The sequence below is a fragment of the Streptomyces sp. NBC_00647 genome, from assembly GCF_045207245.1.
GTDB lineage: Bacteria > Actinomycetota > Actinomycetes > Streptomycetales > Streptomycetaceae > Streptomyces.
In genome coordinates this window covers 6,688,791-6,713,326 of the sequence record NZ_CP109040.1, presented here as the reverse complement: position 1 = coordinate 6,713,326, position 24,536 = coordinate 6,688,791, and the positions used below count along the sequence as shown (strand labels likewise).

Below are 24,536 nucleotides of genomic sequence, written 5' to 3'. Positions count from 1 at the left end.
GGGGCGCATGACCGTGAACCCCGCCCACACCGCCCTCTGGCCCGCCCCGCACGCAAGCGGAGCCGTCGACGCGACGGTCCACGTGCCGGGGTCCAAGTCGGTCACCAACCGCGCTCTCGTGCTCGCCGCGCTGGCCTCCGAGCCGGGGTGGCTGCGCCGCCCGCTGCGTTCCCGCGACACCCTGCTGATGGCCGGCGCGCTGCGCGCGATGGGCGTGGGCATCGAGGAGACGGTCGCCTCCAGCTCGACGGTCGCGGGGGGCCCGGAAGCCTCCGGCGAGGCCTGGCGGGTCATCCCCTCGGGCCTGCGCGGCCCGGCCACCGTCGACGTCGGCAACGCGGGCACCGTGATGCGCTTCCTGCCTCCGGTCGCCGCGCTCGCGGACGGCCCCATCCGGTTCGACGGCGACCCCCGGTCGTACGAGCGTCCGCTGAACGGCGTGATCGACGCCCTGCGCCTGCTCGGCGCCCGCATCGACGACGACGCCCGCGGCGCGCTGCCGCTGACGGTGCACGGCGGGGGCGCCCTGGACGGCGGCCCGGTGGAGATCGACGCGTCGTCGTCCTCCCAGTTCGTGTCCGCCCTGCTGCTCTCCGGCCCGCGGTTCAACCAGGGCGTCGAGGTCCGGCACACCGGCTCGACGCTCCCGTCCATGCCGCACATCCGGATGACCGTCGACATGCTGCGCGCGGTCGGCGCCCAGGTGGACACCCCGGAGTCGGGCGGCGAGCCGAACGTCTGGCGGGTGACGCCGGGCGCGCTGCTCGGCCGCGACCTGATCATCGAACCGGATCTGTCGAACGCCCAGCCGTTCCTGGCGGCGGCGCTGGTGACCGGCGGCACGGTCGTCATCCCCGACTGGCCCGCGCACACCACCCAGCCCGGCGACCGGCTGCGGGAGATCTTCACCGAGATGGGCGGTTCCTGCGAACTGACCGAGAGCGGACTGGAGTTCACCGGTTCGGGTGCGATCCACGGTATCGACGTGGACCTGGGAGAGGTCGGTGAACTGACCCCGGGCATCGCGGCGGTCGCGGCGCTCGCCGACTCCCCCTCCACGCTCCGCGGCGTGGCCCATCTGCGTCTGCACGAGACGGACCGGCTGGCCGCGCTCACCAAGGAGATCAACGAACTCGGCGGCGACGTCACCGAGACCGCCGACGGCCTGCACATCCGGCCGCGGCGACTGCACGGCGGCATCTTCCACACCTACGACGACCACCGCATGGCGACGGCCGGCGCGATCCTCGGGCTGGCGGTGGAAGGCGTCCAGATCGAGAACGTGGCGACGACGGCGAAGACCCTGCCGGACTTCCCCGACCTGTGGACCGGAATGCTCGGGAACTGACGGGCGGACCTGGATCATGCGCCGTTACAACAAGAACACCGACGAGGACGACATCCGCCAGCGGCCGAACCGCAAGGGCAACCGTCCGCGTACGAACATCCGCCCCAAACACGAGGAAGCCGTCGAGGGCATGGTCCTCACGGTCGACCGGGGCCGGCTCACCTGCCTCGTCGAGGACCGCGTCGTGATGGCGATGAAGGCCCGCGAACTGGGCCGCAAGGCCGCCGTCGTCGGCGACCGGGTGGCCATCGTCGGCGACCTGTCCGGCGAGAAGGACACCCTCGCCCGCATCGTCCGCATCGAGCCGCGCGGTTCGGTACTGCGCCGCACGGCCGACGACGACGATCCGTACGAGCGCGTGGTCGTCGCCAACGCCGACCAGCTCGCCATCGTCACCGCCCTCGCCGACCCCGAGCCGCGCCCCCGTCTGATCGACCGCTGTCTGGTGGCTGCCTTCGACGGCGGCCTGACCCCGCTGCTCGTGCTCACGAAGTCGGACCTGGCCCCGCCGGACAAGTTCCTGGAGCTGTACGGCGCCTTGGACATCCCGTACGTGGTGACCAGCCGCGACGAGCTGCAGAGCGAGGCCGCCGCCGACCTGGTGCGTGAGCAACTGGTCGGCAGGATCACGGCGTTCGTCGGTCACTCGGGCGTCGGCAAGACGACCCTGGTGAACGCGCTGGTGCCGCCCGAGCAGCGCCGGACGACCGGTCATGTCAACGCGGTCACCGGCCGCGGCCGGCACACCACCACCTCGGCGCTCGCCCTGCCGCTGGCGGGCAGTGCCGGCGGGTGGCTCGTCGACACCCCCGGTGTCCGGTCCTTCGGCCTGAACCACGTCGACCCGTCCCGGGTCATCCACGCCTTCCCCGACCTCGTACCCGGCACCGAGGGCTGCCCCCGCGCGTGCAGTCACGACGAGCCGGACTGCGCTCTCGACCAGTGGGTGGCGGACGGTCACGCGGACCCGCAGCGGCTGTACTCGCTGCGCCGGCTGCTGGCCACGCGGGAACGCCGCGAGGGCGACTGACGTCTCCCGTGTTTGCGTGCGCCCGCCGTCGGTAAGGGCTTCTCCCGGCCGGTGAATGCATAATCGCACCGAGCCGGATCCGGGCCGGCCGAAGCAGTCGACGTGCGGATGAGGGAGGACACGACATGGCGTGGCTGCTGGTCGTTGTGGCGGGGCTGCTCGAAACCGGCTTCGCCGTCTGTCTGAAGCTCTCGCACGGCTTCACCAGACTCTGGCCCACCGTCGCCTTCTGCATCTTCGCCCTCGGCAGCTTCGGTCTGCTGACGCTCTCCCTGAAGAAGCTCGACGTCGGTCCGGCCTACGCGGTGTGGACCGGCATCGGCGCGGCGGGCACCGCCATCTACGGCATGATCTTCCTCGACGACCTGGTCTCCGTCCTCAAGATCGTCTCGATCAGCCTGGTCATCATCGGCGTCATCGGGCTCCAGCTGTCGGGATCGGCGCACTGATCACGCGCACCGGGCCCTCAGACCCCGAGCCGCTGGGACGGCGCCAGGGCGGTCTTGACCAGCTCCGTGACCCCTCCCCGCGCGGGCGGCGCCACGACCCACGACAGCGCGAGCCGGACCACCAGTTCGCACGCCCGTGTGACCTCGGGGGTGTCCGCCCTGGACATGGCGAGGGCGGCGACCGCTCGGTCACGGACCAGCGCCACGAAGTCGGTGGGCGAGGGCAACGGCCCGTCGGCCCGCCGCTGCGCGGGAACCACCGACGACGAGGGCACGGCGGACAGCGCGGGCGAGGGCAGCCGCTCACCCCAGCACCCGGTCAGCATCGCCCGCACCAGCGCGTTGCTGCGCGCCGCCGAGGCGGTCCATTCGGCGGCCGCGACCAACCGCTCCCGCGCGTCCGTATGGGCGGCCAGGGCCCGGTCCACCCCGGCGAGATACGCGTCGGCCTCCCGCCGTACGAGGGCACGCGCGAGCCCGTCCTTGCTCCCGAACTCGTTGTACAGCGTCTGGCGTGACACCCCGGCCACGGCGGCCACATCGACCATCCGCACCGCGGACCACGCCCGGCGCACGAGCGCCGTGTAGGCGGCGTCCAAGAGGGATTCTCGAGCTGCGGGCATCATCGCCTCCCTGGGGCGAGCGACTCTGCAGCAAGATTTGACGCGTACGGAAGCACTGTCAAGGGTTCGCGGCGGCTCCGAAGGGCGCGCGCACGCACCCGCACGCATCCGGGCCCCGGACGCAAGCCCCCTCCGCCGTCCCCGGCGGAAGCGCCCGGCGCGACCACCGGGCCGCCGGCCCCACGATGATCCCCGTCCTGTGTAGCCCCGTCCCGACGCGGGCAGATACGGTTCACCCATGCCCGACTATCGCGATGACCTGCGCCTCGCCCATGTCCTGGCGGACGCCGCCGACGCCGCGACGATGGACCGGTTCAAGGCGCTCGACCTGAAGGTCGAGACCAAGCCGGACATGACGCCGGTGAGCGAGGCGGACAAGGCCGCCGAGGAACTCATCCGCGGCCAGCTCCAGCGGGCCAGGCCGCGCGACGCGATCCTCGGCGAGGAGTACGGCATCGAGGGCACGGGCCCGCGCCGCTGGGTCATCGACCCGATCGACGGCACCAAGAACTACGTCCGCGGTGTCCCCGTCTGGGCCACCCTCATCTCCCTGATGGAGGCGGGCGAGGGCGGCTACCAGCCGGTCGTCGGCGTCGTCTCCGCCCCCGCGCTCGGCCGTCGCTGGTGGGCGGCGAAGGGGCACGGCGCCTTCACCGGCCGCAGCCTGTCCTCGGCGAGCCGTCTGCGGGTCTCCAGCGTCTCGCGGATGGGCGACGCGTCCTTCGCGTACTCCTCGCTGTCCGGCTGGGAGGACCAGGGCCGCCTCGACGGCTTCCTCGACCTCACGAAGGCGGTCTGGCGCACCCGCGGTTACGGCGACTTCTGGCCCTACATGATGGTCGCCGAGGGCTCCGTGGACATCTGCGCCGAACCCGAGCTGTCGCTCTGGGACATGGCGGCGACCGCGATCGTGGTGACCGAGGCGGGCGGCTCCTTCACCGGCCTCGACGGACGCCCCGGCCCGCACAGCGGCAACGCGGCCGCGTCGAACGGCCTGCTCCACGACGAGATGCTGGGCTATCTCAACCAGCGGTACTAGTGACGCCCGGTCAACCCGGGCCCGGCCGTTGCGCGTTGTGCGGCCTTCTTCCCGGGGGGCCGCCGCGAGAAGGCCGACGGCCGCCGACCGGGCCGGCGAACCCCGGGCCGGTCCGGTCCTGCCGGGCCGGGTGACGGACGTACGCACGGTGGCCGTGATGTGACTGTGACGCACGGTGGTGCCGCTCGATGCCATGCTGCGGATATGTCTGATGAAACGCTCGCCGAGAGATCAACTCCGGCCACGTCACCGTCGGCACCGGCACCGGCACAGCCCCCACGGGGGAATCGCTTGTGGGGCGCCGTGGCGGCGTCGGTGGTGGCCGGGCTCGTGATCGGTTCGGGTGCCGTCGCCCTGGCATGGAATCTCTCCGGGTCCGGGGACGACCGGACATTCACGCTGGTGGGGCAGGTGCAGATCGGGGGCAGCTCAGGAGCCTCGGGGCCTTGCAGCGGCGACCCTGACTTCGGCGACCTCGACAAGGGTGCGCTGGTGACCGTCTTCGACTCGGCAGGCCGGGTCGTCGCGACCGGGACGCTCGGAAGCGGCGCCTACGACGCCTTCGCGAAGTGCACCTTCCCGATCGCCGTGCGGGGGGTGCCGGACGGTTCGAACTCGTACGCGGTGAAGGTCGGTTGGCACGAGAAGAAGAAGATCACGAACGAGGAGGCGCGGACCGGGAGCCTGGTCATGGAGTTCGGCATGTCGTGATCGGAATCCGGCCTCACGGGCGCGCGGCACATACCGGCCCGGGAGACGGGATCTCGCCTCACGGGCACGTGGCGCATACCGGCCCGGGAGACCGGATCTCGCCTCACGGGCACGTGGCGCATACCGGCCCGGGAGACGAAGTGGTGCCGTACCCCCCGGCCGAAGCGTTCGATACCGCCGGGACCAGTGTGCCGTGTGAGCAGCACCGGCCGACCCGGGGCTGCTGAGTAACCCTCGGGCGCCCCCGAACTCACGGCACACGCCCCCTTGTTGACCCTCCCTTTAACTGCGACCCTGAGAGCTCCCCCACTTGTGAACTTGTGAACCGCTTCTCTTTGCGCTCCGCCATGGAGCCGAGGAGCCGGCGGATCACCAAGGAGGTGGCTCCAGCCCATGCTCGTTCGCGACGCCATGAGCACGGTGGTCCTCACCATCGGCCCGGCACACACGCTCCGCCAGGCGGCCCGCCTGATGTCCGCACGCCACGTCGGCGCGGCGGTGGTCCTCGACGAGGACTCCTCCGGCCTCGGCATCCTCACCGAGCGCGACATCCTCAACTCCCTCGCCCACGGCCAGAACCCGGACTCCGAGACCGCAGGCAGCCACACCACCACCGACGTCGTCTTCGCGGCATCCTCCTGGACCTTGGAGGAGGCCGCGTCCGCGATGTCGCACGGCGGCTTCCGGCACCTGATCGTGCTCGACGGCAGCGGCCCGGTCGGCATCGTCTCGGTGCGCGACATCATCCGCTGCTGGGCGCCCGCGCGGCAGAACGTACCGGCCTGAGCACACGAGCGGGTCGGAGCCCCGGGTTGCCCCCGGGACTCCGACCCCGTCACCCGCCGCAGGCAGGCACCCCCGTCAGCCCCGTCAGCCGCGGTCAGCCCCGCAGGGCCCGTACCGCGGCCTCCAGTCGCTTCCCGAAGTCACCGTCAGCCCGGCGGAAGTTGTCGATCGCGCGCTCGGCGATGTCGTCACGGGAGACCTTGGCGATGAAGCCCGCCAGGTTCTCGATCAGCCGGCCCTTCTCGTCCTCGGACATCAGGCGGTAGAGGTTGCCCGCCTGCACGAAGTCGTCGTCCTCGGAGTGGACCGGGGCCGCGGTGCCACCGGTGCCACCGGTGACCGCGACCGGCTGCCACAGCGGCCGGTCCGTCTGGAAGGGGCCGCCGAAGCTGTTCGGCTCGTAGTTCTTCGCGCCCTTGTGGCGGCCGTCGTACAGGAAGCCGTCGCGCGCGTGGGTGCGCGCCTCGGTGGCGTGCGGGCGGTTCACCGGCAGATGGTCGGCGTTGATCCCGACGCGGTAGCGGTGCGCGTCCCCGTACGCGAACAGCCGCCCCTGGAGCATCTTGTCGGGCGAGGGCCCGATCCCCGGAACGAAGTGCGCCGGGGAAAAAATGCTCTGCTCGACCTCGGCGAAGATGTTCTCCGGGTTGCGGTCGAGCTCCAGCCTGCCGATCTCGATCGGCGGATAGTCCTCGTGCGGCCACACCTTGGTGAGGTCGAACGGGTTGAAGCGGTAGTCCGCCGCCTCGGCCGCCGGCATGATCTGCACCTGCACGGTCCAGGACGGGAAGTCACCGCGCTCGATGGCCTCGCGCAGGTCGCGCTGGTGGGAGTCAGGGTCCTCACCGGCGAGCCGGCCGGCCTCGGCCGGGGTGAGGTTCTTGATGCCCTGGTCGGTCTTGAAGTGGTACTTGACCCAGAAGACCTCGCCGGCCTCGTTGTTCCACTGGTAGGTGTGCGAGCCGTACCCGTTGAGGTGCCGGTAGGAGGCGGGGATCCCCCGGTCACCGAAGAGCCAGGTCACCTGGTGGGTACTCTCCGGGCTCAGCCCCCAGAAGTCCCACACGTTGTCGGCCTCCTGGGAGCCCGTGTACGGGTCGCGCTTCTGCGTGTGGATGAAGTCGGGGAACTTGATGGCGTCCTTGATGAAGAACACCGGGGTGTTGTTGCCGACGAGGTCGTAGTTGCCCTCCTCGGTGTAGAACTTCAGCGCGAAGCCGCGGGGGTCCCGTACGGCGTCCGCGGATCCGAGGTTCCCCGCCACCGTCGAGAAGCGCAGGAAGGTCTCGGTCCGCTTGCCGACCTCGGAGAGGAACGCGGCGCGGGTCCACCGCGAGACATCCCGGGTCACCGTGAAGGTGCCGTACGCGGCGGCACCGCGCGCGTGGACGACCCGCTCCGGAATGCGCTCCCGGTTGAAGTGCGCGAGCTTCTCCAGCAGGTGCTGGTCCTGTACGAGGACGGGGCCGCCGACACCCGCGGTCTCGCTGTTCTGGTTGTCGGCGACCGGCGCACCGGCCTCCGTCGTAAGCGGTCCCTGCGTCACGTGCGCCTCCAGCGTCGTCCAGGCCGGTCCGGCCCTCGGCAATACGAACCAGACCCTACATTAGACAATGTCTAAGTCAATCCAGCTTCTAAAGTCACACCCGTTCGGGATCTGGTTCACCTGCTGTTACGCTGACCTGTATGAGTGACCTGTTGGAACGACTGCGCGGACGTGGATGGCGGATGACCGCGCAGCGACGTGTCGTGGCCGAGGTCCTCGACGGCGATCACGTCCATCTGACGGCCGACGAGGTGCACGCCCGGGCCGTGGCCAAGCTGCCCGAGATCTCCCGGGCGACCGTCTACAACACGCTGGGTGAGCTGGTCTCGCTCGGCGAGGTGCTGGAAGTCGCCACGGACAAGCGCGCCAAGCGGTACGACCCGAACGCGCACCGGCCGCACCACCATCTGGTCTGCGCCCAGTGCGGCGCGATCCGCGACGTCCACCCGATCGGCAACCCGCTCACCGACCTCCCCGACTCGGAGCGCTTCGGCTTCACGGTCTCGGACGTCGAGGTGACGTACCGCGGCGTCTGCCCGAACTGCGCGGCGGCAACGGCGGCATAGAAGCACGCACATGAAAGCCCCGGCACGCGACGCGCGCCGGGGCTTTCCGCTGTGCGCTGTGCGCCATTCGCTGTGCGCTGCACGCCGTTCGACTTCGACTTCGCCGTTCGCCGTTCGCCGGAGCGCTTCCGCTCCGCGGTCCGGGAATACACCGAGGGCCGGAACCCTTTCGGATTCCGGCCCTCGGCCTTCAGTAGCGGGGACAGGATTTGAACCTGCGACCTCTGGGTTATGAGCCCAGCGAGCTACCGAGCTGCTCCACCCCGCGTCGATGAACTGAACAGTACGTCAACTCTGTGGCCAGCGCAAATCCCTTGATCGAACACTCCGGCAGGCAGTTCTGGGGGCCTTGGCCTGCCCCGGCCGAGACGGCCACCGGCACGCCGGAGCCGAAGCGGAGGCCCACACGCTCAAGCCGGAGCAGGCCCTGACCCCGGCCCGGCCGAGGGCGCGCCCGACGCGCCCACGCCGATCCGGACCCCGGCGCCCTGGCCGGGCATGGCCGACGCGCTCACGTCGGAACGGAGCCCGGCCCGGGTCTCAGGCCGGACAGGGCCCTGGCCGAGCCCCGCGAGCGCCGCCCGCCGCGCCTCACGCGGACAGTTCCTCCCGCAGGGCGTCACGCAGCCGCGCCGCCCGTTCGGAGACCTCCGCCGGTCCCAGGGACACGGCCCGGTCGGCCCAGCGCTGCCCTTCCGCCAGCTCCCCGCGCCGCGCGTACACCAGCGCCAGCCGAAGGGCCGCCCGCCCGTGTCCCGCGTCGGCCGCGCGGGTCCACCACAGCGCCGCCTCCGGCTCGCTCCCCTCCCGGGCCAGCAGCAGCCCGAGGTTGAAGGCGCCGTTGCGCGACCCGGCCTCGGCGGCCTCGCGGTACCAGCGGGCCGCCTCCACCACGTCGCCCCGCGCCGCGGCCAGCATCCCGACCCGCACCTGCGCACGCCGGTGCCCCTGGGACGCCGCCCGCTCGTACCACTCCTCGCACTCGCTCTTCTCCTGCGCGGGCTCCCCGAGTTCGTGCGCGGGCGCCGGTGGCCGACGGGCGTCGAGCACCGCGGCCAGCCTGTACGCGGCCTCGGCGCTGCCCGCTCCCGCGGCGCACCGCAGATGCCGCTCCGCCGCCGGCTCGTCGCCCTCCCGCAGCCGGGCGATGGCGACCTGGAGCGCCGCCTCCGTGTGCCCGGCGGCGGCCGCCCGCTCATACCACCGCAGCGCGGCGGCGTCATCGCTGTCGGTGGCACGTCCGGCGTGCAGGATGCCGAGGTTGAACGCGGCGTCCACGCTCCCGGCCTCCGCCGCCTTGGAGAACCACGGCTCGGCTCCGGCCGCGTCGCCGACCTGGAGCAGCAGGATCGCCAGAGCGTTCGCGGCCTCCCGATGACCGGCGTAAGCGGCCCTGCGGTACCACTGCTCGGCCTGCGCGGTCCGCCCCTGCTCGGCGCAGAGCAGTCCGAGGTTGTACGCCCCGTTCACATCCCCCGCGTCCATCGCGGCCCGGTACCACCGCTCGGCGGTCTGCGTCTCACCGCGCTCGGCGTGCTGTGCGCCCAGCGCGTTGGCGGCGTTCCCGTCCCCGTCCTGCGCGGCCCTCAGCCACCAGACGGCGGCGCTCTCGGGGTCCCCGGCGTCGCGCAGCAGGAACCCGAGGGCGCACGCGGCACGCGCCTCCCCGTCCTTGGCGGACGTCAGATACCAGCGCCCGGCCTCCTTGAGGTGGCCCCGCTTCTCCAGGATCGCCCCGAGGTGCAGCGCGGCCCTCCGGTGCCCGCGCGCGGCGGCCTGCCGGTACCACTGCTCGGCGTCCTCGCCCGCGGCACCGATGACACCGTTGTCACCCACGGCCTCACCCGAGTCCAGGGCCTTGCGGTCAAGCGTGCGGGCCAGCCGGTACGCGGCCTCGCGGTGCCCTCGCTCGGCGGCGGCCCGCATCCACTGCTCGGCCCCCACGTCACTGCGGTGCTCCAGCAGATCGGCGAGCGCGTACGCGCCGAGGGCGTGGCCCTGCTCGGCGGACTGGCGCAGCCAGTACTCGGCGGCGGGCTCGTCGCCGCGCTCGCGGTGGTACCGGCCGAGCGCGTGCGCGGCGGCAGCGCTACCGGCGACGGCGGCGATCCGCCACCACCCGGCGGCCTCCTCCGCGTATCCGCGCTGATGGAGGAGGACACCCAGATTGTTGGCGGCCGCGCGGTCACCGGCGGCGGTGGCCGCGCGCAAGTGGGGTTCGGCCGCGTCGAGATCACCGCGGCGCAGCAACAGGGCTCCGAGGACGCTCATCGCCTCGACGTCGCCGGCTTCGGCGGCCGACCACTGGCGCGCCTCCTCGGCAGCCTCGCCGGTCTCGTCCCGGTCGGAAGGCTGCGTGAGATCCGCAGGCTGCACAAAGTCGGCAGGCTGCGCAAACCGCCCTGTATCCAACAGAGTTGCCTTGTCCCCCATAACGTCCATCGTCGCACCACCTGCAACCTGGGTACACCTGGTATACCGCAGCCAGTGAGGTCACTTCAGCGTTTTGTCGACATGCCCACAGAGAGACAAGTCAAACACAGATCGCCCAACTCCCCTCGCATGTCGCAGCACTTCACACGAGTCGCCAGGTCACCGGGGCGCCCCGGCGTGGCGTCACACACGTCGAAGGCCCGGATCCATGATCTGGATCCGGGCCTTCGACTTCAGTAGCGGGGACAGGATTTGAACCTGCGACCTCTGGGTTATGAGCCCAGCGAGCTACCGAGCTGCTCCACCCCGCGCCGTTGTGTTGCAACCGTACCACGGCGCGGGGTGGCTCCTGATCAGCCGCTTCCTGGGCTCTTCTCGCTGCTCGGGCTGCTGCTGGGGCTGCTGCTCTTGTCGGCGTTCTTGTCCGCCGACTTGTCCGCCGACTTGTCGGTCGTCTTGTCGGTCGTCTTGTCGGCGCCCGCGTTGCCGCCGGCCTTGGCCTGTGCGTCCTCGGCCCGCTTCAGCGCGTCCTCAAGATCCTTCTGCGCCTCGCCGTACGCCTTCCAGTCGCCCTTCTTGAGGGCTTCCTGCCCCTGGTCGAAGGCCTTCTGGGCGTCGTCGAGCGCGTCCTGGACCGTCGGGTTGCTGGACGTGGGCGGATTCTTGGTGCCCTCGTCGGGTGGCGGCGTGGTCGAACTCTCCGCCCCGAAGACCACGTTGAGCGCCTTGTCCAAGGTGTCCTCGAACGCGGTGCTGCCTCCGTACGTCACCAACACCTTGCGCAGCAGTGGGTACTTGAGATCGCCACCGCGGACGTAGACCGGTTCCACGTAGAGCAGTCCGTCGTCGAGCGGCACGGTCAGCAGGTTGCCGTACTCGACCTCCGAGTCGCCGCCTCTGAGGAGCCTGATGGACTCGGCGATGGACGGCTCGGAGTTGAACTGGCTCTGCACCCGTTTCGGTCCGTCGACCGTTCTGCCGGTCGGCAGTTTCAGAATGTTGATCTTGCCGTAACCGGGTGTCCCCGCCTCGGCGTTGACCGACACGAAGGCGCTCAGGTTGTCACGGCCGTTCGGTGTCATCGTCGTCGTCAGCGAGAACGCCTGTGACGTCTTCCCCGGCAGCTTCATGCTCAGGTAGTACGGCGGCACCGCGCTGCCTGACCTGTTGGTCGGGTCGTCCGGGACCTGCCACACCTCGCTGCCGCTCAGGAACGTCTGGGCGTCCTTCACGTGGTAGCGGGTGAGCAGTTCACGCTGGACCTTGAACAGGTCCTGCGGATACCGCAGATGAGCCATCAGCGCCGGCGAGATCGAACTCTTCGCCTTCACCGTGTTCGGGAACGCCTTCATCCAGGTCTTCAGGACCGGGTCCTCGGTGTCCCACTGGTAGAGCTTGACGTCGCCGGTGTACGCGTCGACGGTCGCCTTCACCGAGTTGCGGATGTAGTTGACCTGGTTCTGCTGGGCCACCACCGCACGCTGGTTGTTGGCCGCCGTCAGCGAGTCCGCCGTGGTGTCGCCGAGCGTGGTGCGCGAGGCGTACGGATAGCCGTTGGTGGTGGTGTACGCGTCGACGATCCACTGGATCTTTCCGTCGACGACCGCCGGATAGGCGTCACCGTCGATGGTCAGCCAGGGGGCCACCGCCTCGACCCGCTCCTTGGGCGTGCGGTTGTAGAGAATCCGCGAACCCTCGCCGATCGCGCCCGAGTACAGGATCTGCGGCTCGCCGAACGCCACCGCGTACGCGGCGCGGTTGACCGGGCTGGAGAGGCTGATGCCGCTCTTGCCCTTGTAGCTGGTGGTCTTCTCACCGCTGTCGTCGGAGTAGTCGATCTCCTTCTGGGGACCGCCGACGATCGAGTACTGGGTGGTCTTCTCGCCGTAGTAGATCTGCTGCTGGTACGAGCCCAGGTCGCCCTTGGACGGCAGGTCGTACTCGGTGAAGACCGGTCGACCCTCGTCGTCGGCCGTGGTGCCCTTGGCCGCGACGGCGCCGTATCCGTGCGTGTACCGGAAGTGGTCGTTGATCCAGTTGTTCTTGGGGATGCCCGCGAGGTTCAGCTCGCGCAGACCGATGACCGTGTCCTGGTCCTTGCCGTCCTTGGTGTACCGGTCGACGTCCAGGTTCGACGGGAAGCCGTAGTAGTTCCGCACCTGCTGGAGCTGCTGGAACGTCGGCGACACGATGTTCGGGTCCATCAGCCGGATGCTGGCGGCGGTGTCGGCGTCGGAGCGGAGCTTGGCCTTGTCCTTGGTGTCGCTCAGCCCCGGGTAGTTCTGCACGTCGGTGCCGTCGATCCCGTACGCCTCGCGGGTCGCCTTGAGGTTCTTCTCGACGTACGGCGATTCCTTGGCCTGCTCGTTCGGCTGGACCTGGAACTTCTGGACGATCGCGGGGTACAGACCGCCGATGAGGATCGCCGAGAGCACCATCAGACCGAAGCCGATGACGGGCAGCTGCCAGGTGCGCCGCCACAGCGTGGCGAAGAAGAGCAGCGCGCAGATGACGGCGATGCAGAACAGGATCGTCTTGGCGGGCAGATAGGCGTTCGCGTCGACGTACCTCAGGCCCGTCCAGTTTCCGGTCGCCTTGAAGTCACTGGACTTCACCGCGAGCCCGTACCGGTCGAGCCAGTAGGCGACCGCCTTCAGGGCGACGAAGAGGCCGAGAAGCACCGAGAGGTGTCCGGTGGCCGCGGCCGTGGCACGCGCTCCCGGGCTGGTGATCCGCAGACCGCCGTACAGGTAGTGCGTGAGCGCGGCCGCGATCAGCGAGAGAACCGCGGCGGCGAAGCCGAAGCCGAGCAGGAACCGGTACCAGGGCAGGTCGAAGGCGTAGAACGAGACGTCGAGGTGGAACTGGGGGTCCTTCTGGTGGAAGGGCACTCCGTTCACCCACATCAGCCACGTGCGCCACTGGCCCGAGGCGGACGCGCCGGCGATCAGCCCCACCAGGGACGTGATCGCGAGCAGCAGCCACCTCTTGTAGGGCGCGATGCCCATGCGGTACCGGTCGAGGCTCTGCTGCTCCATCGACATGGCGCTCAGCGGCGGGCGCAGCCGGTGTGCCAGCCAGATGTTGAAGCCCACCGCGGCCGCCATCAGCAGACCGAAGACGAAGAAGAGCCCTATCTTGGTCCACAGCGTGGTGGTGAAGACCGACGAGTAGTGAACCGATCGGTACCAGAGCCAGTCCGTCCAGAACCCCGCGAACATGACGAACGTCATGGCCAGCACGGCCAGCACGCCCAGTGTCATGAGCAGGGTCCGGACACGCCGGGACGGTCGGCCCACTCTGATCCGTGGCCCCGACGGGCCTCCGCCGCGGTCCGGCATCTGGAAAGCCAAGGTGCGCACCTCGAAGTCGCTGTTGATCCGTCAGGCCCCCGTGTCGGTGGCCGTCCGTAAGGCTCCGTGATCGAGGAGCCTCATCTATGCAACTTACTCACGCTTTACTCGGTTCCCGATTCCGGGTACGAACGAGGCAGGATTGTGACCATGTCCAACACTCCCATGGCAGCGAACCCGCTCACCCGGGCCGTACTCGAGATCGACGAGTACGCCTCCGGCCTCGGCTGGGACCAGCCCGCTCGCCTCTTCGCCCTCGTAGACACCGCACGGCTGCGGGTCCAGGAACCCGGCCTCGCCGCCCAGCTCGGCCTGGAGGACGAGCAGGCGACCATCGGTCTCACCCCCATCGAGCAGGACGAGATCCCTGCCGGAAAGCCGCTGGACGAGTTCCTCGGCACGATCGCCTGGCCCGACGCCGTGGTCGGCTGCGCGCTCACGGTGGAGCGGCTGATGCTGCCGCCGTCCGCGGAGGCCTCGGTCCCGGAGGGTCTCAGCGGAAAGAAGCTCACGCAGTGGGTCGCCGCGCACCCGGACCGTCAGGAGGTACGGATGACGGTCGGCGTCCTGCGTGACGGCACCCGCGACTCCGCGCTGCGGCTGCGCGAGAAGGACGCGTCGACGGAGGTGCTGACGGGAGGCGGCCTGGTACCGGGCCTCGCGGAGGCGCTGTCGGCGACGTTCGCGGACTGACCGGCTGTCGTACGTGGCTGAGGGCGCCCCTCGTGCCGAGAGGCGCCCCCGTCCGCGGAAAAGCGGTGTCCGTCAGCCCTTGGTGGCGCACGTGGGCAGGTCGGAGGTCCGGCCCGCGCTGATGTCCTTGAGGGCGCCCATCGCGTCGTCGATGGTGTCGACCTTGACGAGCGTGAGCCCGCTGGGGGTGTCCTTGGCCGCGGCCGCGCAGTTGTCCTTGGGCGTCAGGAAGTACTGGGCGCCCTTGTCGCGCGCGCCGACGGTCTTCATCTCGATGCCACCGATCGGGCCGACCTTGCCGTCGTCGTCGATGGTGCCGGTGCCCGCCACGAACTTGCCTCCGGTGAGGTTCCCCGGAGTGAGCTTGTCCACGATGCCGAGCGCGAACATCAGACCCGCGCTCGGGCCGCCGACGTCGGCGAGCTTGATGTCGACGGTGAACGGGAACGTGTGGTCGGTCCCGGCCGAGATCCCGACGATGGCGCGGTCGCTGCCGCTGTCGTCGGACTTGGCCGTGGTGATCGTCACTTGCTTGGTCCCGGTCGCCGTCGTGTTCTCCTTCTCGGCGGCGGCCTGTTCCTTGGCGGGCACGATCGTGAAGGCGACCTTGTCACCGGGCTTGTGCTTGGTGACCAGCTTCGCGACGTCGTCGGGCGCCTTCACCGTCGTTCCGTCGACGGCCTTGATGACGTCACCGGCGTGCAGCCGTCCTTCGGCCGGGGAGCCCTTGAGGACGGTGGAGACGATCACCCAGGACTTCACCGGGATGTCCAGTTCCTTCAGGGCGGCCACCTTGGCGCTCTCCTGGGACTGGCTGAACTCCTCGGCGTTCTCCTGCGTCGACTGCTCCTCGGTCTTGCCGTCCGGGTAGAGGGTGTCGTGCGGCACGATCTTGTTGTCGTGCGCCAGCCATCCGTACACGGCCTCGACGAGGTTCATGTTGTAGTCGGCGCTGGTGACCCGGACCGTGGTCATGTTCAGGTGCCCGGTCGTCGGATACGTCTTGCGCCCGGAGATCTGCAGCACCGGCTCGCCGTCGTGGTCACCCAGTGTGTTCACCGTGGGACCCGGTGACATCTCCGAGTACGGCACTTTGATGAACACTCCCGCGCACAGGAGCGCGATCAGGATCAGAGTGGAGGCGAGCATCGTCGCGGTGCGGCGTGGCATGGAACGACAGTACGGGACGGTGCTGTAAGCGCACCGTCGGGGCCGTCCGTACGTGGTGCTGCCCGAGCCCGCCCACGAGGCACGGTCGCCCGCTTTCCGACAGGGGCCCGAAGCGTTCCGCGCGATGCCTGCCGGGAACCTCGGACCGCCTCGGCCGCGCACCCGCGGGCACCGCACGGCCGCGGAGGCGGACCGGGGATCTCACACCGCGTCGGAGGGGGACTTCTCCCGGACGTCGGAGCGCTCCATGGCCTCACGGAAGCGCGTGTATCCGGCGAGCTCGACACCGTCTCCCGCGGCCTTGCGATTCCGGCCGGCCCAACTGCCCCACAGTCCGGCACCGATCGCGGCCATAAACGGAATCAGCAACCAGGCAAGCGCCGCCATGTCGACCTCCCAACCCCATGAGCGACCGCAACTGACTGATCAGCAGATTAACCATCCGCAGTGTTAACGCTCACGGCAGGGCCCCGGTTACGCAACCGGAAGAGGAGGGCGAAACAGGCCGGTCCTCAGCGGCGGAGAATCCCGCCCGTCTCAGCAGGCGCCGACCCACTCCTGCGACCCGTCGGAGAACTTCTGGTGCTTCCAGATCGGCACCTCGTGCTTGAGATCGTCGATGAGCTTGCGGCAGGCCTCGAAGGCCTCGCCCCGGTGCGCGCACGACACGGCGACAACGACGGCCAGGTCCCCGACGACCAGGTCACCCACCCGGTGAACGGCCGCCAGCGCCCGCACCGGATACGCGGCGACCACCTTCTCCGCGACCCGCCGCATCTCCGCCTCGGCACTGGGGTGGCACGAGTACCCCAGCTCGTCGACGTCGGCGCCTCCGTCGTGATTGCGCACGGTCCCCACGAACAACGCGGTCCCCCCTGCGGCGTCGTCGCCCACGGCCTTGAAGACCTCGTCCAGGGAGAGCGGTTCGTCGCGGATCGCGAGCAGCCGGATCGGATCCTGCGCGGCCTGCTCACCGGGATGGTCATAGGTAGGTGCCATGGCTCCATCGTGCCGCACCCCGCCGACAGCGTGGAATACGGTTTTCACCCGGCACGCACGCGTACGGCTTTGGAGCCTCCTACAGTGCCGGCCCCGACTCCACGAGCCCGTCCGTGACGCGCACGACGCTCGCCTTCGCTCCCCGCCCGGGGCCCGTCACTCAAGCCGGCCCCTGCCCGGCCCCCGGAGCGGACCGGCCTTCGCAGTGAGGCCCGGCACCGGCCCCCGGGACGTGATCCCCCGGCTCGGACCGTGACCGACACCCACAAGGCTCAACGGCGCAGACCGGTCCGTGACCGTTCCGACGGACTCGGCTCCACAGCCCGGCCCCGCCCGGCCCACAGGGCGGGCCGACCCCACGGCACGGCCCGGAACAGGCCCGCAGCCCCGGAACCGGCCCGGACCGTGCGACCCTCGCCGCGCCGTCACCCTCCCGCACGTCCCGCCGCCGCACGCCGCGCCGGGCCGCAGACCGCAGTCCGGAGACCGCAGACCGCAGACCGCAGACCGCAGACCGCAGACCGCCACGGCATCGCACGGCCGTGGCCTCAGATCCGACGACGGGCCTTCCGCGCGCGCCGGACCACCGCGGCCGCGCCGAGCAGGGCCACCGTCGCGCCGGCCGCGCCCGCCGCGGTCGCGTCCTTGCGTCCCAGCCGCCGGCCCACCACCGTGTGCCGCCCGGCAACCTCCTCCAGCAGCTGCGCCAGGACCTCCTCGTTGGTCCACTGCGGCCGCCATCCGGCGTCGTGCAGCCGGCTCCCGCTCACCACCCAGGGGTACATCGTGTAGGCGAGGTCCCCCGCGGGCGAGGGAGTGAGCCCGATCCGGTGAAGCCGGGCGGCGGCGCCCAGCGCGACCGCGGACGGCAGTTCCATCCGCCGGATCCCGCTCAGCTCCTCCACCTCCTCCTGCTCCAGCCACCCGTCGCAGCCGACGGCCAGCTCGCCCTCCACCTTCTCGACGACCGCGTACTCCAGCGCGCTGCACAGATCCTCGACGTGGCAGAACTGCCAGGCGGGCCTCGACCCCGCCACGACCAGCAGCCGGGGAGACTCGAAGTACCTGGTCAGCGCGGTGTCGGTGCCGCCGCCGACCAGTACCCCGGGCCGTACGACGGTCACGTTCAGGCCCGGGTGCGCCCGCGGGGCACGACGCGCGAGCCGCTCGATCTCCAGGAGGTCACCGACCCCCGTCGCCTCGGCCGTCGCCCGCAGTTCGGCGTCCTCGGCGAGGGGCAGCTCGTTGTCGGGCAGCGCCCCGTAGACCATCGCCGAGGTGCACAGCACGACACGGTGGACCCCGGCCGCCGCGGCGGCGGTGAGCACGGTCTGCGTCCCCCGGACGTTGTACGCCGTCCGGGCCGCCGCGTCCGTCTCCAGATCGAGGTCGAGCGCGAGATGCACCACGACGTCCGCGCCGCGCAGCTTCTCGGCGATCGCCGGGTCGCGGACGTCCAGGATGTGCCACTGGGCGTCGGCGCACTCGCCGCGCCGCTCGTCGATCGCGACGACCTGCTTGATCTCCTCGCTGGCGGCCAGCCGCTCGGTGAGCAGAGCACCCACACCGGCCGCGGCGCCGGTGACCGCGACGACGGGGCCGCGCGAGGCTGGGCTGGTTGAGTGGTTTCGCGCTGCGCGAACCTGCGGATCTGGGGAACTCACCGGGCGTCTCCAGCGGTTGTCTTCAGTATGGACGCGCGTGACGCGCCCGTACCAGGTGGCATCCATCCTGCCGCAGGCGACGAGTCGGCGAAGCACCGAGGCCCGATCGGGTTCAGGTGTCTACGCTGGGTGGTGTTGTGGGCAGCCGCCGTCGGAACGAACCGGCGGCCTTACCAGCCGAGGAATCCCGTGAGTGACACCCCATTCGGATTCGGCCTTCCGCCGGAGGAGCCGGAGAACGGCGACGAGGGCAAGAAGAAGGACCAGCAGGGCGGTGGTGGTCAGGGACCGTTCGGTTTCGGGCTGCCCGGAGCCGGTGGCCCCGGAGCCGACAATCCGCTCGCAGCCATGTTCGGTTCCATGAACCCCAACGACCTGGGCGCCGCGTTCCAGCAACTGGGCCAGATGCTCTCGTACGAGGGTGGTCCGGTGAATTGGGACATGGCCAAGCAGATTGCCCGGCAGACGGTCGCCCAGGGCACCTCTGACGGCACCAAGGACGCGAGCGTCGGCCCCGCCGAGCGGCTGGCGGTCGAGGAGGCCGTGCGGCTGGCCGATCTGTGGCTGGACGACGCGACCTCCCTGCCCTCCGGCGCGGGCTCCGCGCTGGCGTGGAGCCGGGCGGAGTGGGTCGAGGCGACCCTGCCCGTGTGGAAGGAGCTCGTGGACCCGGTCGCCGAGCGTGTCGGCGCGGCCATGGGCGACGTCCTGCCGGAGGAGATGCAGGCCATGGCGGGCCCGCTCATCGGCATGATGCGGTCCATGGGCGGCGCCATGTTCGGCACGCAGATCGGACAGGCCGTGGGCGTGCTCGCGGGCGAGGTCGTCGGCTCGTCCGACATCGGTCTGCCGCTCGGCCCGGCCGGCAAGGCCGCGCTGCTGCCGCTGAACATCGAGTCGTTCGGCAAGGACCTGAGCGTCCCCCAGGAGGAGGTGCGGCTCTACCTCGCCCTGCGCGAGGCCGCCCACCAGCGCCTCTTCGCGCACGTGCCGTGGCTGCGCTCCCACCTGTTCGGCGCTGTCGAGGGGTACGCGCGCGGGATCAAGGTCGACACCGCGAAGCTGGAGGACGTGGTCGGCCAGTTCGACCCGCAGAACCCGGAGGAGCTTCAGCAGGCCCTCCAGCAGGGCATGTTCCAGCCGGAGGACACGCCGGAGCAGAAGGCCGCGCTGGCCCGCCTGGAGACGGCGCTCGCGCTGGTCGAGGGCTGGGTGGACGCGGTCGTCCACTCGGCGGCCAAGCCGCGGCTCTCGTCGGCCGACGCGCTGCGCGAGACACTGCGCCGCCGCCGCGCCACGGGCGGTCCCGCCGAGCAGACGTTCGCCACGCTGATCGGCCTCCAGCTGCGCCCGCGCCGACTGCGGGACGCCTCGCGGCTGTGGGCCTCCCTCACCGACGCGCGCGGTGTGGACGGCCGGGACGGCCTGTGGGCCCACCCGGACATGCTGCCGACCGCGTCCGACCTGGACGACCCGGACGGCTTCGTCCACCGCGAGCACCTGGACTTCTCCGAGCTCGACAAGATGCTCGGCGAGGCCGCGAGCGGCACCGCCACCGAGAAGCCGAACCTGAAGAAGGACGACGACTCCGAGGACACCGACAAGGGCGACGGCACCGAGTGAGCCTGTACGACGACGCGGTCCTCGTGCTGAAGAACCACGAGGACCAGGACGAGCTGCGCCAGGTCTATCTCGACCATCTGTCCGAGCATCCGGACGGCATGTGGAAGTCGTGCCACGCCGGGCACGTCACGGCGAGCGCCCTGGTGATCGACCCGACGCGGGGCCGCGTTCTGCTGACGCTGCACCGCAAGCTCCAGATGTGGCTCCAGATGGGCGGTCACTGCGAGCCGGGCGACTCGACCCTGGCCGAGGCGGCCCTGCGCGAGGCGACCGAGGAGTCGGGCATCCAGGGTCTGACCCTGGCGCCCGGCGGCCCCGTGACCCTGGACCGGCACGCCATCCCGGCGCCGTGCCACTGGCATCTGGACGTCCAGTACGCCGCCCTCGCCCCGGTCGACGCCGTCGAGGCCATCAGCGACGAGTCCCTCGACCTGCGCTGGTTCGCGTACGACGAGGTCGCCGAGGTGGCCGACGACTCGGTCGTACGTCTGCTGGAAGGGGCCCGCGCACGGCTGTGACCGCCGCGAGGCGACCGACCGACGTGTAAGGGGCGACCGCCATGGGCGGTCGCCCCTTACGTCTGCTCGCGGGCCGTCATTTCCCGAACGGCCGTACGGTCAACTCCAGACGTTGCCCTGGTTCTGCGCGTGGGCGCCGTGCTGGCCCATGCCGTACTGGGCGCGCACCCCCTGGCCGATCACCGCGTTCTGCGGCGGCAGGAGTTCGCTGGGCTGGATGAGCGCGTAACCGCTGCCCATGAAGCTGAGCTCCCAGCCCTCACCGGTGTTGCCGCGGCGCCGCCACACTCCGGAGGAGTGGGTCTGGGCCTGCATCTGCACCCGCAGACCGGTGGACCACGCGACGATCGCGTCGGCGTCGCAGTTGACGTACTTGTCCGGTGTGACCTGCATCATCAGCGGCATCCCGGAGGTCATCAGCGCGACCTTGCCGCGTCCCGTGATGTTGAGCTGGTACTTGCCGGAACCGGAGATGCCGTACTGGCTGTCCACGGCGATGACCTCGTGGTGCAGACCGGAGTCCATCGCCAGCACATAGCTGCTGTCGACGGTGAGGCCGTCCTGCTCGATGTCGACCACGTGCACGTGCTGGCCGAGGTTGGCGAGGTAGACCGTGCCCTGCCCGTGGCAGCGCATCAGGTCGAGGCCCTCGCCGGTGTGCGCACGCGAGCGGCGCTGGCCGTTGTTCTGGTACTCGGCGTCGAACTCGACGAGACCCTGGTACGCGACCATGGTGCCCTTGCGGGCGAGGATGTCGTCGTGACCCTCCAGGACGACGCGCAGCATCTGCGAGTTCTGCAGGCTGTAGCGGTCCTGGGTCTGCTGCTCGTTGTAGCCGAAAAGCGGGCTCTGCATGGTGTCCTGCTCCCCCTCAGCCCCGGACTCGAAGGCGGTCGGTGCTGTCCTCGCTGGGCTGGACGACGACGATGCCCTGCCCGGAGAACGCCATCTGGTACGCCTCGCCGCTGCCGCGTCCGATCAGCGACTGCGCCTTGAAGCTGCGCTTGCCCTTCACCTTGAGGTTCGGGGACCAGGCGACGAGCGCGTCCGGGTCGACGTACGTCTCGTCCTCACCGCCGCCGCAGTCGACGACGATCGGCTTGCCCCGGGACGTCAGCGCGACCCAGCCCTGACCGGAGATCTTGGTGTTCCACAGACCCTGTCCGGCGAACTTGGCGAGCCCCTTCACGCGCTCCACGCCCCACGTGAGGTGAGCGTCGAAGGCGAGCAGATTCGTCGCGTTGACGGAGATCGCGTCCCCGTTGAGGTTGATGACGACGACGTTCGCCCCGTAGTCGGCGAGGTAGAGCAGGCCGTCGCCGGAGCACTTCATGAGGGGAGCGCCCTCCCCGGTCATCCAGTCGCGTGCGATCTGGCGGACGGCGGGCGGATTGGGCTCGTACTGGACGAACCCTTCGTAGGCGACCATCGACCCCACGCGCGCGAGGAGGTCGTTCCCGGTCTGCATGGCGACCTTCAGCATGTGATTGCCGTGGTTCTCCATGCGCGTGGTGACGGGTGTCGGGGCAAAGCCCGCGAATGGCTGGTTCATGACGGGCTCCCTCAGACCTCGTACGGCTGGACGACGACGAAATTGCCCGGCGCGGCACGGAACTGGAGGTTCACGCTCTCGCCGGTGTCGCCGGCGTAGGCGTTCCGGCGCATCCTCACCTGGCTGGAGACGATCACCTGCGCGGCGGCGGACCAGGCGACGACGGCGTTGCAGTCGGCGAACGTCGTGGGTGTCACCGGAAGCACGACCGGAGCGCCGTGCGTCTTGACGACGATGGTGCCGGTCCCCTGGAACTGCATCGTGAACAGCGCGCCCCCGGGGATGCCGTGCCCCTCGATGCGGCGGACCTCGTACTGGAGGGACTCGTCGAAGGCGAGGACGTTCTCCGCAGAGACACAGATCGCGTCCCCCTGGAGTTCGATCGGGTGCACATGGGTGGCGTTCTCGGCGAAGAACACCTGGCCCTGACCGGTACAGCGCATCAGCTGCATCTCCTGGCCGGTCGCGTTGCCCACGATCCGGCCGGCGAACCCGGCGCCCTTGTAGCTGAAGTCGACCTTGCCCTGGTACAGCACCATGCTGCCCTGACGGGCCAGCACGGGCTGACCGCCGATGCCGAGATCGACGCGGATGAGCTTCTTGTTCTGCGGAGTCCACCGCTGACCGGTGGGCGTCTCCTTGAAAGCACCGAGCGCGGCGGCCACACCGGCCCCGCCCTGCGGCGCACCCTGGGGCGCGCCGTACGGGGAGGGGGCACCGGGCTGGCCCGGGACCTGCCCGAACTGCGGCTGCTGCCCGTATCCGGGGGGTGCCGTCGGCGCCTGCTGCCCGTATCCGGGCGGCATCGGAGCCGTCTGGCCGGGCGGCGGACCGGGCGGGCCGGGCGGGCCGGGCGGCTGCGCGTACGGCGCGGGGCCCGGCGGCGGAACAATACCGCCCGGCGGGGTGTGCAGCGGCCCCACGATGGTGGGAGCGGCGTGCACGGAGGGCGCGTGAGCGGGCGAAGTGGCACCGGGCGGCGGCGCGAAGCCCTGGGCGGCGGGGGCCGGGGCTGGTACCGCCGGAGCGCCGAACGTGGGCGGCGCGGTGGCCTGGGCCGGCGGCGCGAAGGACGGAGCCGCGCCGGACTGCGGCTGCGGAGCCGCGGGCTCCTCCTCGGCGACCTCGCCGCCGAAGTTCTGCAGCAGCGCGTCGAGGCCGCCGTCGAAGCCCTGCCCCACGGCGGCGAACCGCCAGACGTCCTTGAGGTAGAAGTCGCCCAGCATCACGGCACGTTCGGTGGAGAACTCCGCGCCGCTGAAGGCGTAGCGGGCCACCTCCTCGCCGCCCGCGACGACACGGAGGTATCCGGGGGCGATCTGCGACATCTGTCCGGCACCGTCGAGCGTCGCCGTGAAGGACAGCTTCTGGATCTGCGCCGGAATCCGGTCGAGGGTGACCCGGAAGGACTCCGTGTCACCCGACTGTGCGCCGAGCAGCTGAATGGACTCCTCGGGGGACTTCGGCTGGTTGAAGAAGACGAAGTACCGGTCGTCCGACAGCCGTTCGTCGGCGTCCAGCCCGAAGCAACTGATGTCGAAGGTCAGCCCGGGGCCGGTGATCTGCACACCTACGTACAGATCTGTGCCCGCGGTGAGGTCACTGATCTTGGCCTTGTGGCCGCGTTGGAATTCCCTGGCCATGCGTAACGACCGTCCCCCATCCCGATGCGAGTGCGTCGCGTCAGGCTAACGGCAAAGTCCGGAAGTGGACGAAGCCGGTACAGACCCGGTACACAATCGCGCCCGCGGCGGGGCGGGCCCGCCCCTACTCGTCGCGCGTGGCCGGGAGGTGGGGCAGCCGGTCGGCGGCGACGACGCCTTCGAGATATCCGCGCGCCCGTTCGGTACGCGGATAGGCCTCCAGGAGCCGCCAGAAACGCGGCCCGTGCCCGGGGACGAGCAGGTGGGCGAGCTCGTGGAGAAGGACGTAGTCGACGACGTACTCGGGCATGCCCTGCAGCCGGTGCGACAGACGGATGCTGCCCTCGGACGGGGTGCACGAGCCCCAGCGGGTGTTCTGGTTGGTGACCCAGCGCACCGACGAGGGCCGGGCGCGGCCCTCGAAGTACTGGGCCGACAGCCGCTCGGCTCGCTCGGCCAGCTCGGTGTCGCCGAGCACCCGTTTGCTTTCCTGGGCGGCCAGTTTGTCGAGCATGACGGTCACCCAGCGCTGCTCCTCCGCCTCGGACATGCGGGCGGGGATGAGCACGACGGTGCGATCGCCCTCGCGGTACGCGGAGACTGTTCTGCGCCGTCGGGCGCTCCTGCGGACCTCGATCGCGCTCGCCCCCGAACCGCTCGGCGGCGGGCTCGTCGTGCTGCGCTTGGATTTTGCGGCGCTGTGCAGTGGGTCGGCGGGCACGCCCCGACGTTACCCGCTGCACATGGGGGAAGTCCCGCCCCCGGGACGGTTCGATGCCGATCCGCACTC

At 70.5% G+C, this 24,536-nt stretch carries 22 protein-coding genes and 2 tRNA genes; 10 read left to right on the top strand and 14 right to left on the bottom strand.

Annotated features, from left to right (window positions below; genetic code table 11):
* Positions 1–7: 7 nt before the first annotated feature.
* From aroA to OG788_RS29635, 3 genes are all read left to right on the top strand, one after another.
* Positions 8–1,348: a 3-phosphoshikimate 1-carboxyvinyltransferase gene (gene aroA, locus OG788_RS29645; protein WP_406374423.1), complete on the top strand. Its 1,341-nt coding sequence runs from the start codon at positions 8–10 to the stop codon at positions 1,346–1,348.
* A gap of 16 nt (positions 1,349–1,364) precedes the next feature.
* Entirely contained in the window at positions 1,365–2,378 is a 1,014-nt protein-coding gene (gene rsgA / locus OG788_RS29640; RefSeq protein ID WP_266762558.1) for a ribosome small subunit-dependent GTPase A, read from the top strand.
* A gap of 125 nt (positions 2,379–2,503) precedes the next feature.
* Positions 2,504–2,827, top strand: coding sequence for a multidrug efflux SMR transporter (locus tag OG788_RS29635; RefSeq protein ID WP_351555023.1), 324 nt, complete (start codon positions 2,504–2,506; stop codon positions 2,825–2,827).
* Positions 2,828–2,844: 17 nt separating this feature from the next.
* Here the strand turns inward: OG788_RS29635 and OG788_RS29630 are convergent, their stop codons facing one another.
* A complete protein-coding gene (locus OG788_RS29630) occupies positions 2,845–3,453 on the bottom strand; it encodes a TetR/AcrR family transcriptional regulator (protein WP_406374422.1) in 609 nt (202 codons plus the stop codon).
* 235 nt (positions 3,454–3,688) lie between these two features.
* Here OG788_RS29630 and hisN point away from each other — a divergent pair, with 235 nt between their 5' ends.
* The 3 genes from hisN (at position 3,689) to OG788_RS29615 (ending at position 5,986) form a co-directional block, all read left to right on the top strand.
* Positions 3,689–4,489, top strand: a complete 801-nt coding sequence (hisN, locus tag OG788_RS29625; protein WP_356758895.1) for a histidinol-phosphatase — start codon at positions 3,689–3,691, stop codon at positions 4,487–4,489.
* Positions 4,490–4,693: 204 nt separating this feature from the next.
* Positions 4,694–5,200, top strand: a complete 507-nt coding sequence (locus OG788_RS29620) for a hypothetical protein (protein ID WP_406374421.1) — start codon at positions 4,694–4,696, stop codon at positions 5,198–5,200.
* Between the two features lie 393 nt (positions 5,201–5,593).
* Entirely contained in the window at positions 5,594–5,986 is a 393-nt protein-coding gene (locus OG788_RS29615; protein ID WP_351555011.1) for a CBS domain-containing protein, read from the top strand.
* A 94-nt stretch (positions 5,987–6,080) separates the two neighbouring features.
* On the opposite strand, the gene OG788_RS29610 is transcribed toward OG788_RS29615, so the two are convergent.
* Positions 6,081–7,532, bottom strand: coding sequence for a catalase (locus OG788_RS29610; RefSeq protein ID WP_406374420.1), 1,452 nt, complete (start codon positions 7,530–7,532; stop codon positions 6,081–6,083).
* A gap of 140 nt (positions 7,533–7,672) precedes the next feature.
* Here OG788_RS29610 and OG788_RS29605 point away from each other — a divergent pair, with 140 nt between their 5' ends.
* On the top strand, positions 7,673–8,098 hold the full coding sequence (locus OG788_RS29605) for a Fur family transcriptional regulator (RefSeq protein ID WP_266762544.1): 426 nt from the start codon (positions 7,673–7,675) through the stop codon (positions 8,096–8,098).
* Between the two features lie 194 nt (positions 8,099–8,292).
* Here OG788_RS29605 and OG788_RS29600 read toward each other — a convergent pair.
* The 4 genes from OG788_RS29600 to OG788_RS29585 all read right to left on the bottom strand — a co-directional run bounded on the left by OG788_RS29600 (position 8,293) and on the right by OG788_RS29585 (position 13,872).
* Positions 8,293–8,366: transfer RNA gene (locus OG788_RS29600), tRNA-Met, on the bottom strand.
* 323 nt (positions 8,367–8,689) lie between these two features.
* Positions 8,690–10,540, bottom strand: a complete 1,851-nt coding sequence (locus OG788_RS29595) for a sel1 repeat family protein (protein WP_406374419.1) — start codon at positions 10,538–10,540, stop codon at positions 8,690–8,692.
* Between the two features lie 228 nt (positions 10,541–10,768).
* Positions 10,769–10,842: transfer RNA gene (locus OG788_RS29590), tRNA-Met, on the bottom strand.
* A 42-nt stretch (positions 10,843–10,884) separates the two neighbouring features.
* Entirely contained in the window at positions 10,885–13,872 is a 2,988-nt protein-coding gene (locus OG788_RS29585) for a UPF0182 family protein (RefSeq protein ID WP_406376881.1), read from the bottom strand.
* Between the two features lie 162 nt (positions 13,873–14,034).
* Between OG788_RS29585 and OG788_RS29580 the strand changes: the two genes are divergently transcribed.
* Positions 14,035–14,577 (top strand): PPA1309 family protein, encoded by a 543-nt coding sequence (locus OG788_RS29580; protein ID WP_406374418.1) that lies wholly within the window; start codon positions 14,035–14,037, stop codon positions 14,575–14,577.
* Positions 14,578–14,649: 72 nt separating this feature from the next.
* Here the strand turns inward: OG788_RS29580 and OG788_RS29575 are convergent, their stop codons facing one another.
* From OG788_RS29575 to OG788_RS29560, 4 genes are all read right to left on the bottom strand, one after another.
* Complete coding sequence (locus OG788_RS29575; RefSeq protein ID WP_406374417.1) at positions 14,650–15,747, bottom strand: PDZ domain-containing protein; 1,098 nt, start codon at positions 15,745–15,747, stop codon at positions 14,650–14,652.
* Positions 15,748–15,948: 201 nt separating this feature from the next.
* Entirely contained in the window at positions 15,949–16,134 is a 186-nt protein-coding gene (locus tag OG788_RS29570) for a hypothetical protein (RefSeq protein ID WP_351557440.1), read from the bottom strand.
* Positions 16,135–16,284: 150 nt separating this feature from the next.
* A complete protein-coding gene (locus tag OG788_RS29565) occupies positions 16,285–16,746 on the bottom strand; it encodes a molybdenum cofactor biosynthesis protein MoaE (protein ID WP_356461250.1) in 462 nt (153 codons plus the stop codon).
* A gap of 548 nt (positions 16,747–17,294) precedes the next feature.
* Positions 17,295–18,410: an SDR family oxidoreductase gene (locus OG788_RS29560; protein ID WP_406374416.1), complete on the bottom strand. Its 1,116-nt coding sequence runs from the start codon at positions 18,408–18,410 to the stop codon at positions 17,295–17,297.
* A gap of 189 nt (positions 18,411–18,599) precedes the next feature.
* Here OG788_RS29560 and OG788_RS29555 point away from each other — a divergent pair, with 189 nt between their 5' ends.
* Positions 18,600–20,033 carry a zinc-dependent metalloprotease gene (locus tag OG788_RS29555; RefSeq protein WP_406374415.1) on the top strand — a complete coding sequence of 478 codons (1,434 nt, stop codon included), beginning with the start codon at positions 18,600–18,602 and terminating at the stop codon, positions 20,031–20,033.
* Complete coding sequence (locus OG788_RS29550; RefSeq protein ID WP_406374414.1) at positions 20,030–20,551, top strand: NUDIX hydrolase; 522 nt, start codon at positions 20,030–20,032, stop codon at positions 20,549–20,551. The genes OG788_RS29555 and OG788_RS29550 overlap by 4 nt, the downstream gene beginning before the upstream one ends.
* A gap of 99 nt (positions 20,552–20,650) precedes the next feature.
* On the opposite strand, the gene OG788_RS29545 is transcribed toward OG788_RS29550, so the two are convergent.
* The 4 genes from OG788_RS29545 to OG788_RS29530 form a co-directional block, all read right to left on the bottom strand.
* A complete protein-coding gene (locus OG788_RS29545; RefSeq protein WP_351551494.1) occupies positions 20,651–21,406 on the bottom strand; it encodes an AIM24 family protein in 756 nt (251 codons plus the stop codon).
* 16 nt (positions 21,407–21,422) lie between these two features.
* Positions 21,423–22,103: an AIM24 family protein gene (locus OG788_RS29540; RefSeq protein ID WP_266762527.1), complete on the bottom strand. Its 681-nt coding sequence runs from the start codon at positions 22,101–22,103 to the stop codon at positions 21,423–21,425.
* 11 nt (positions 22,104–22,114) lie between these two features.
* Positions 22,115–23,746 (bottom strand): TerD family protein, encoded by a 1,632-nt coding sequence (locus OG788_RS29535; RefSeq protein ID WP_406374413.1) that lies wholly within the window; start codon positions 23,744–23,746, stop codon positions 22,115–22,117.
* Between the two features lie 124 nt (positions 23,747–23,870).
* Complete coding sequence (locus OG788_RS29530) at positions 23,871–24,467, bottom strand: M48 family metallopeptidase (protein WP_406374412.1); 597 nt, start codon at positions 24,465–24,467, stop codon at positions 23,871–23,873.
* Between the last annotated feature and the right edge of the window lie 69 nt (positions 24,468–24,536).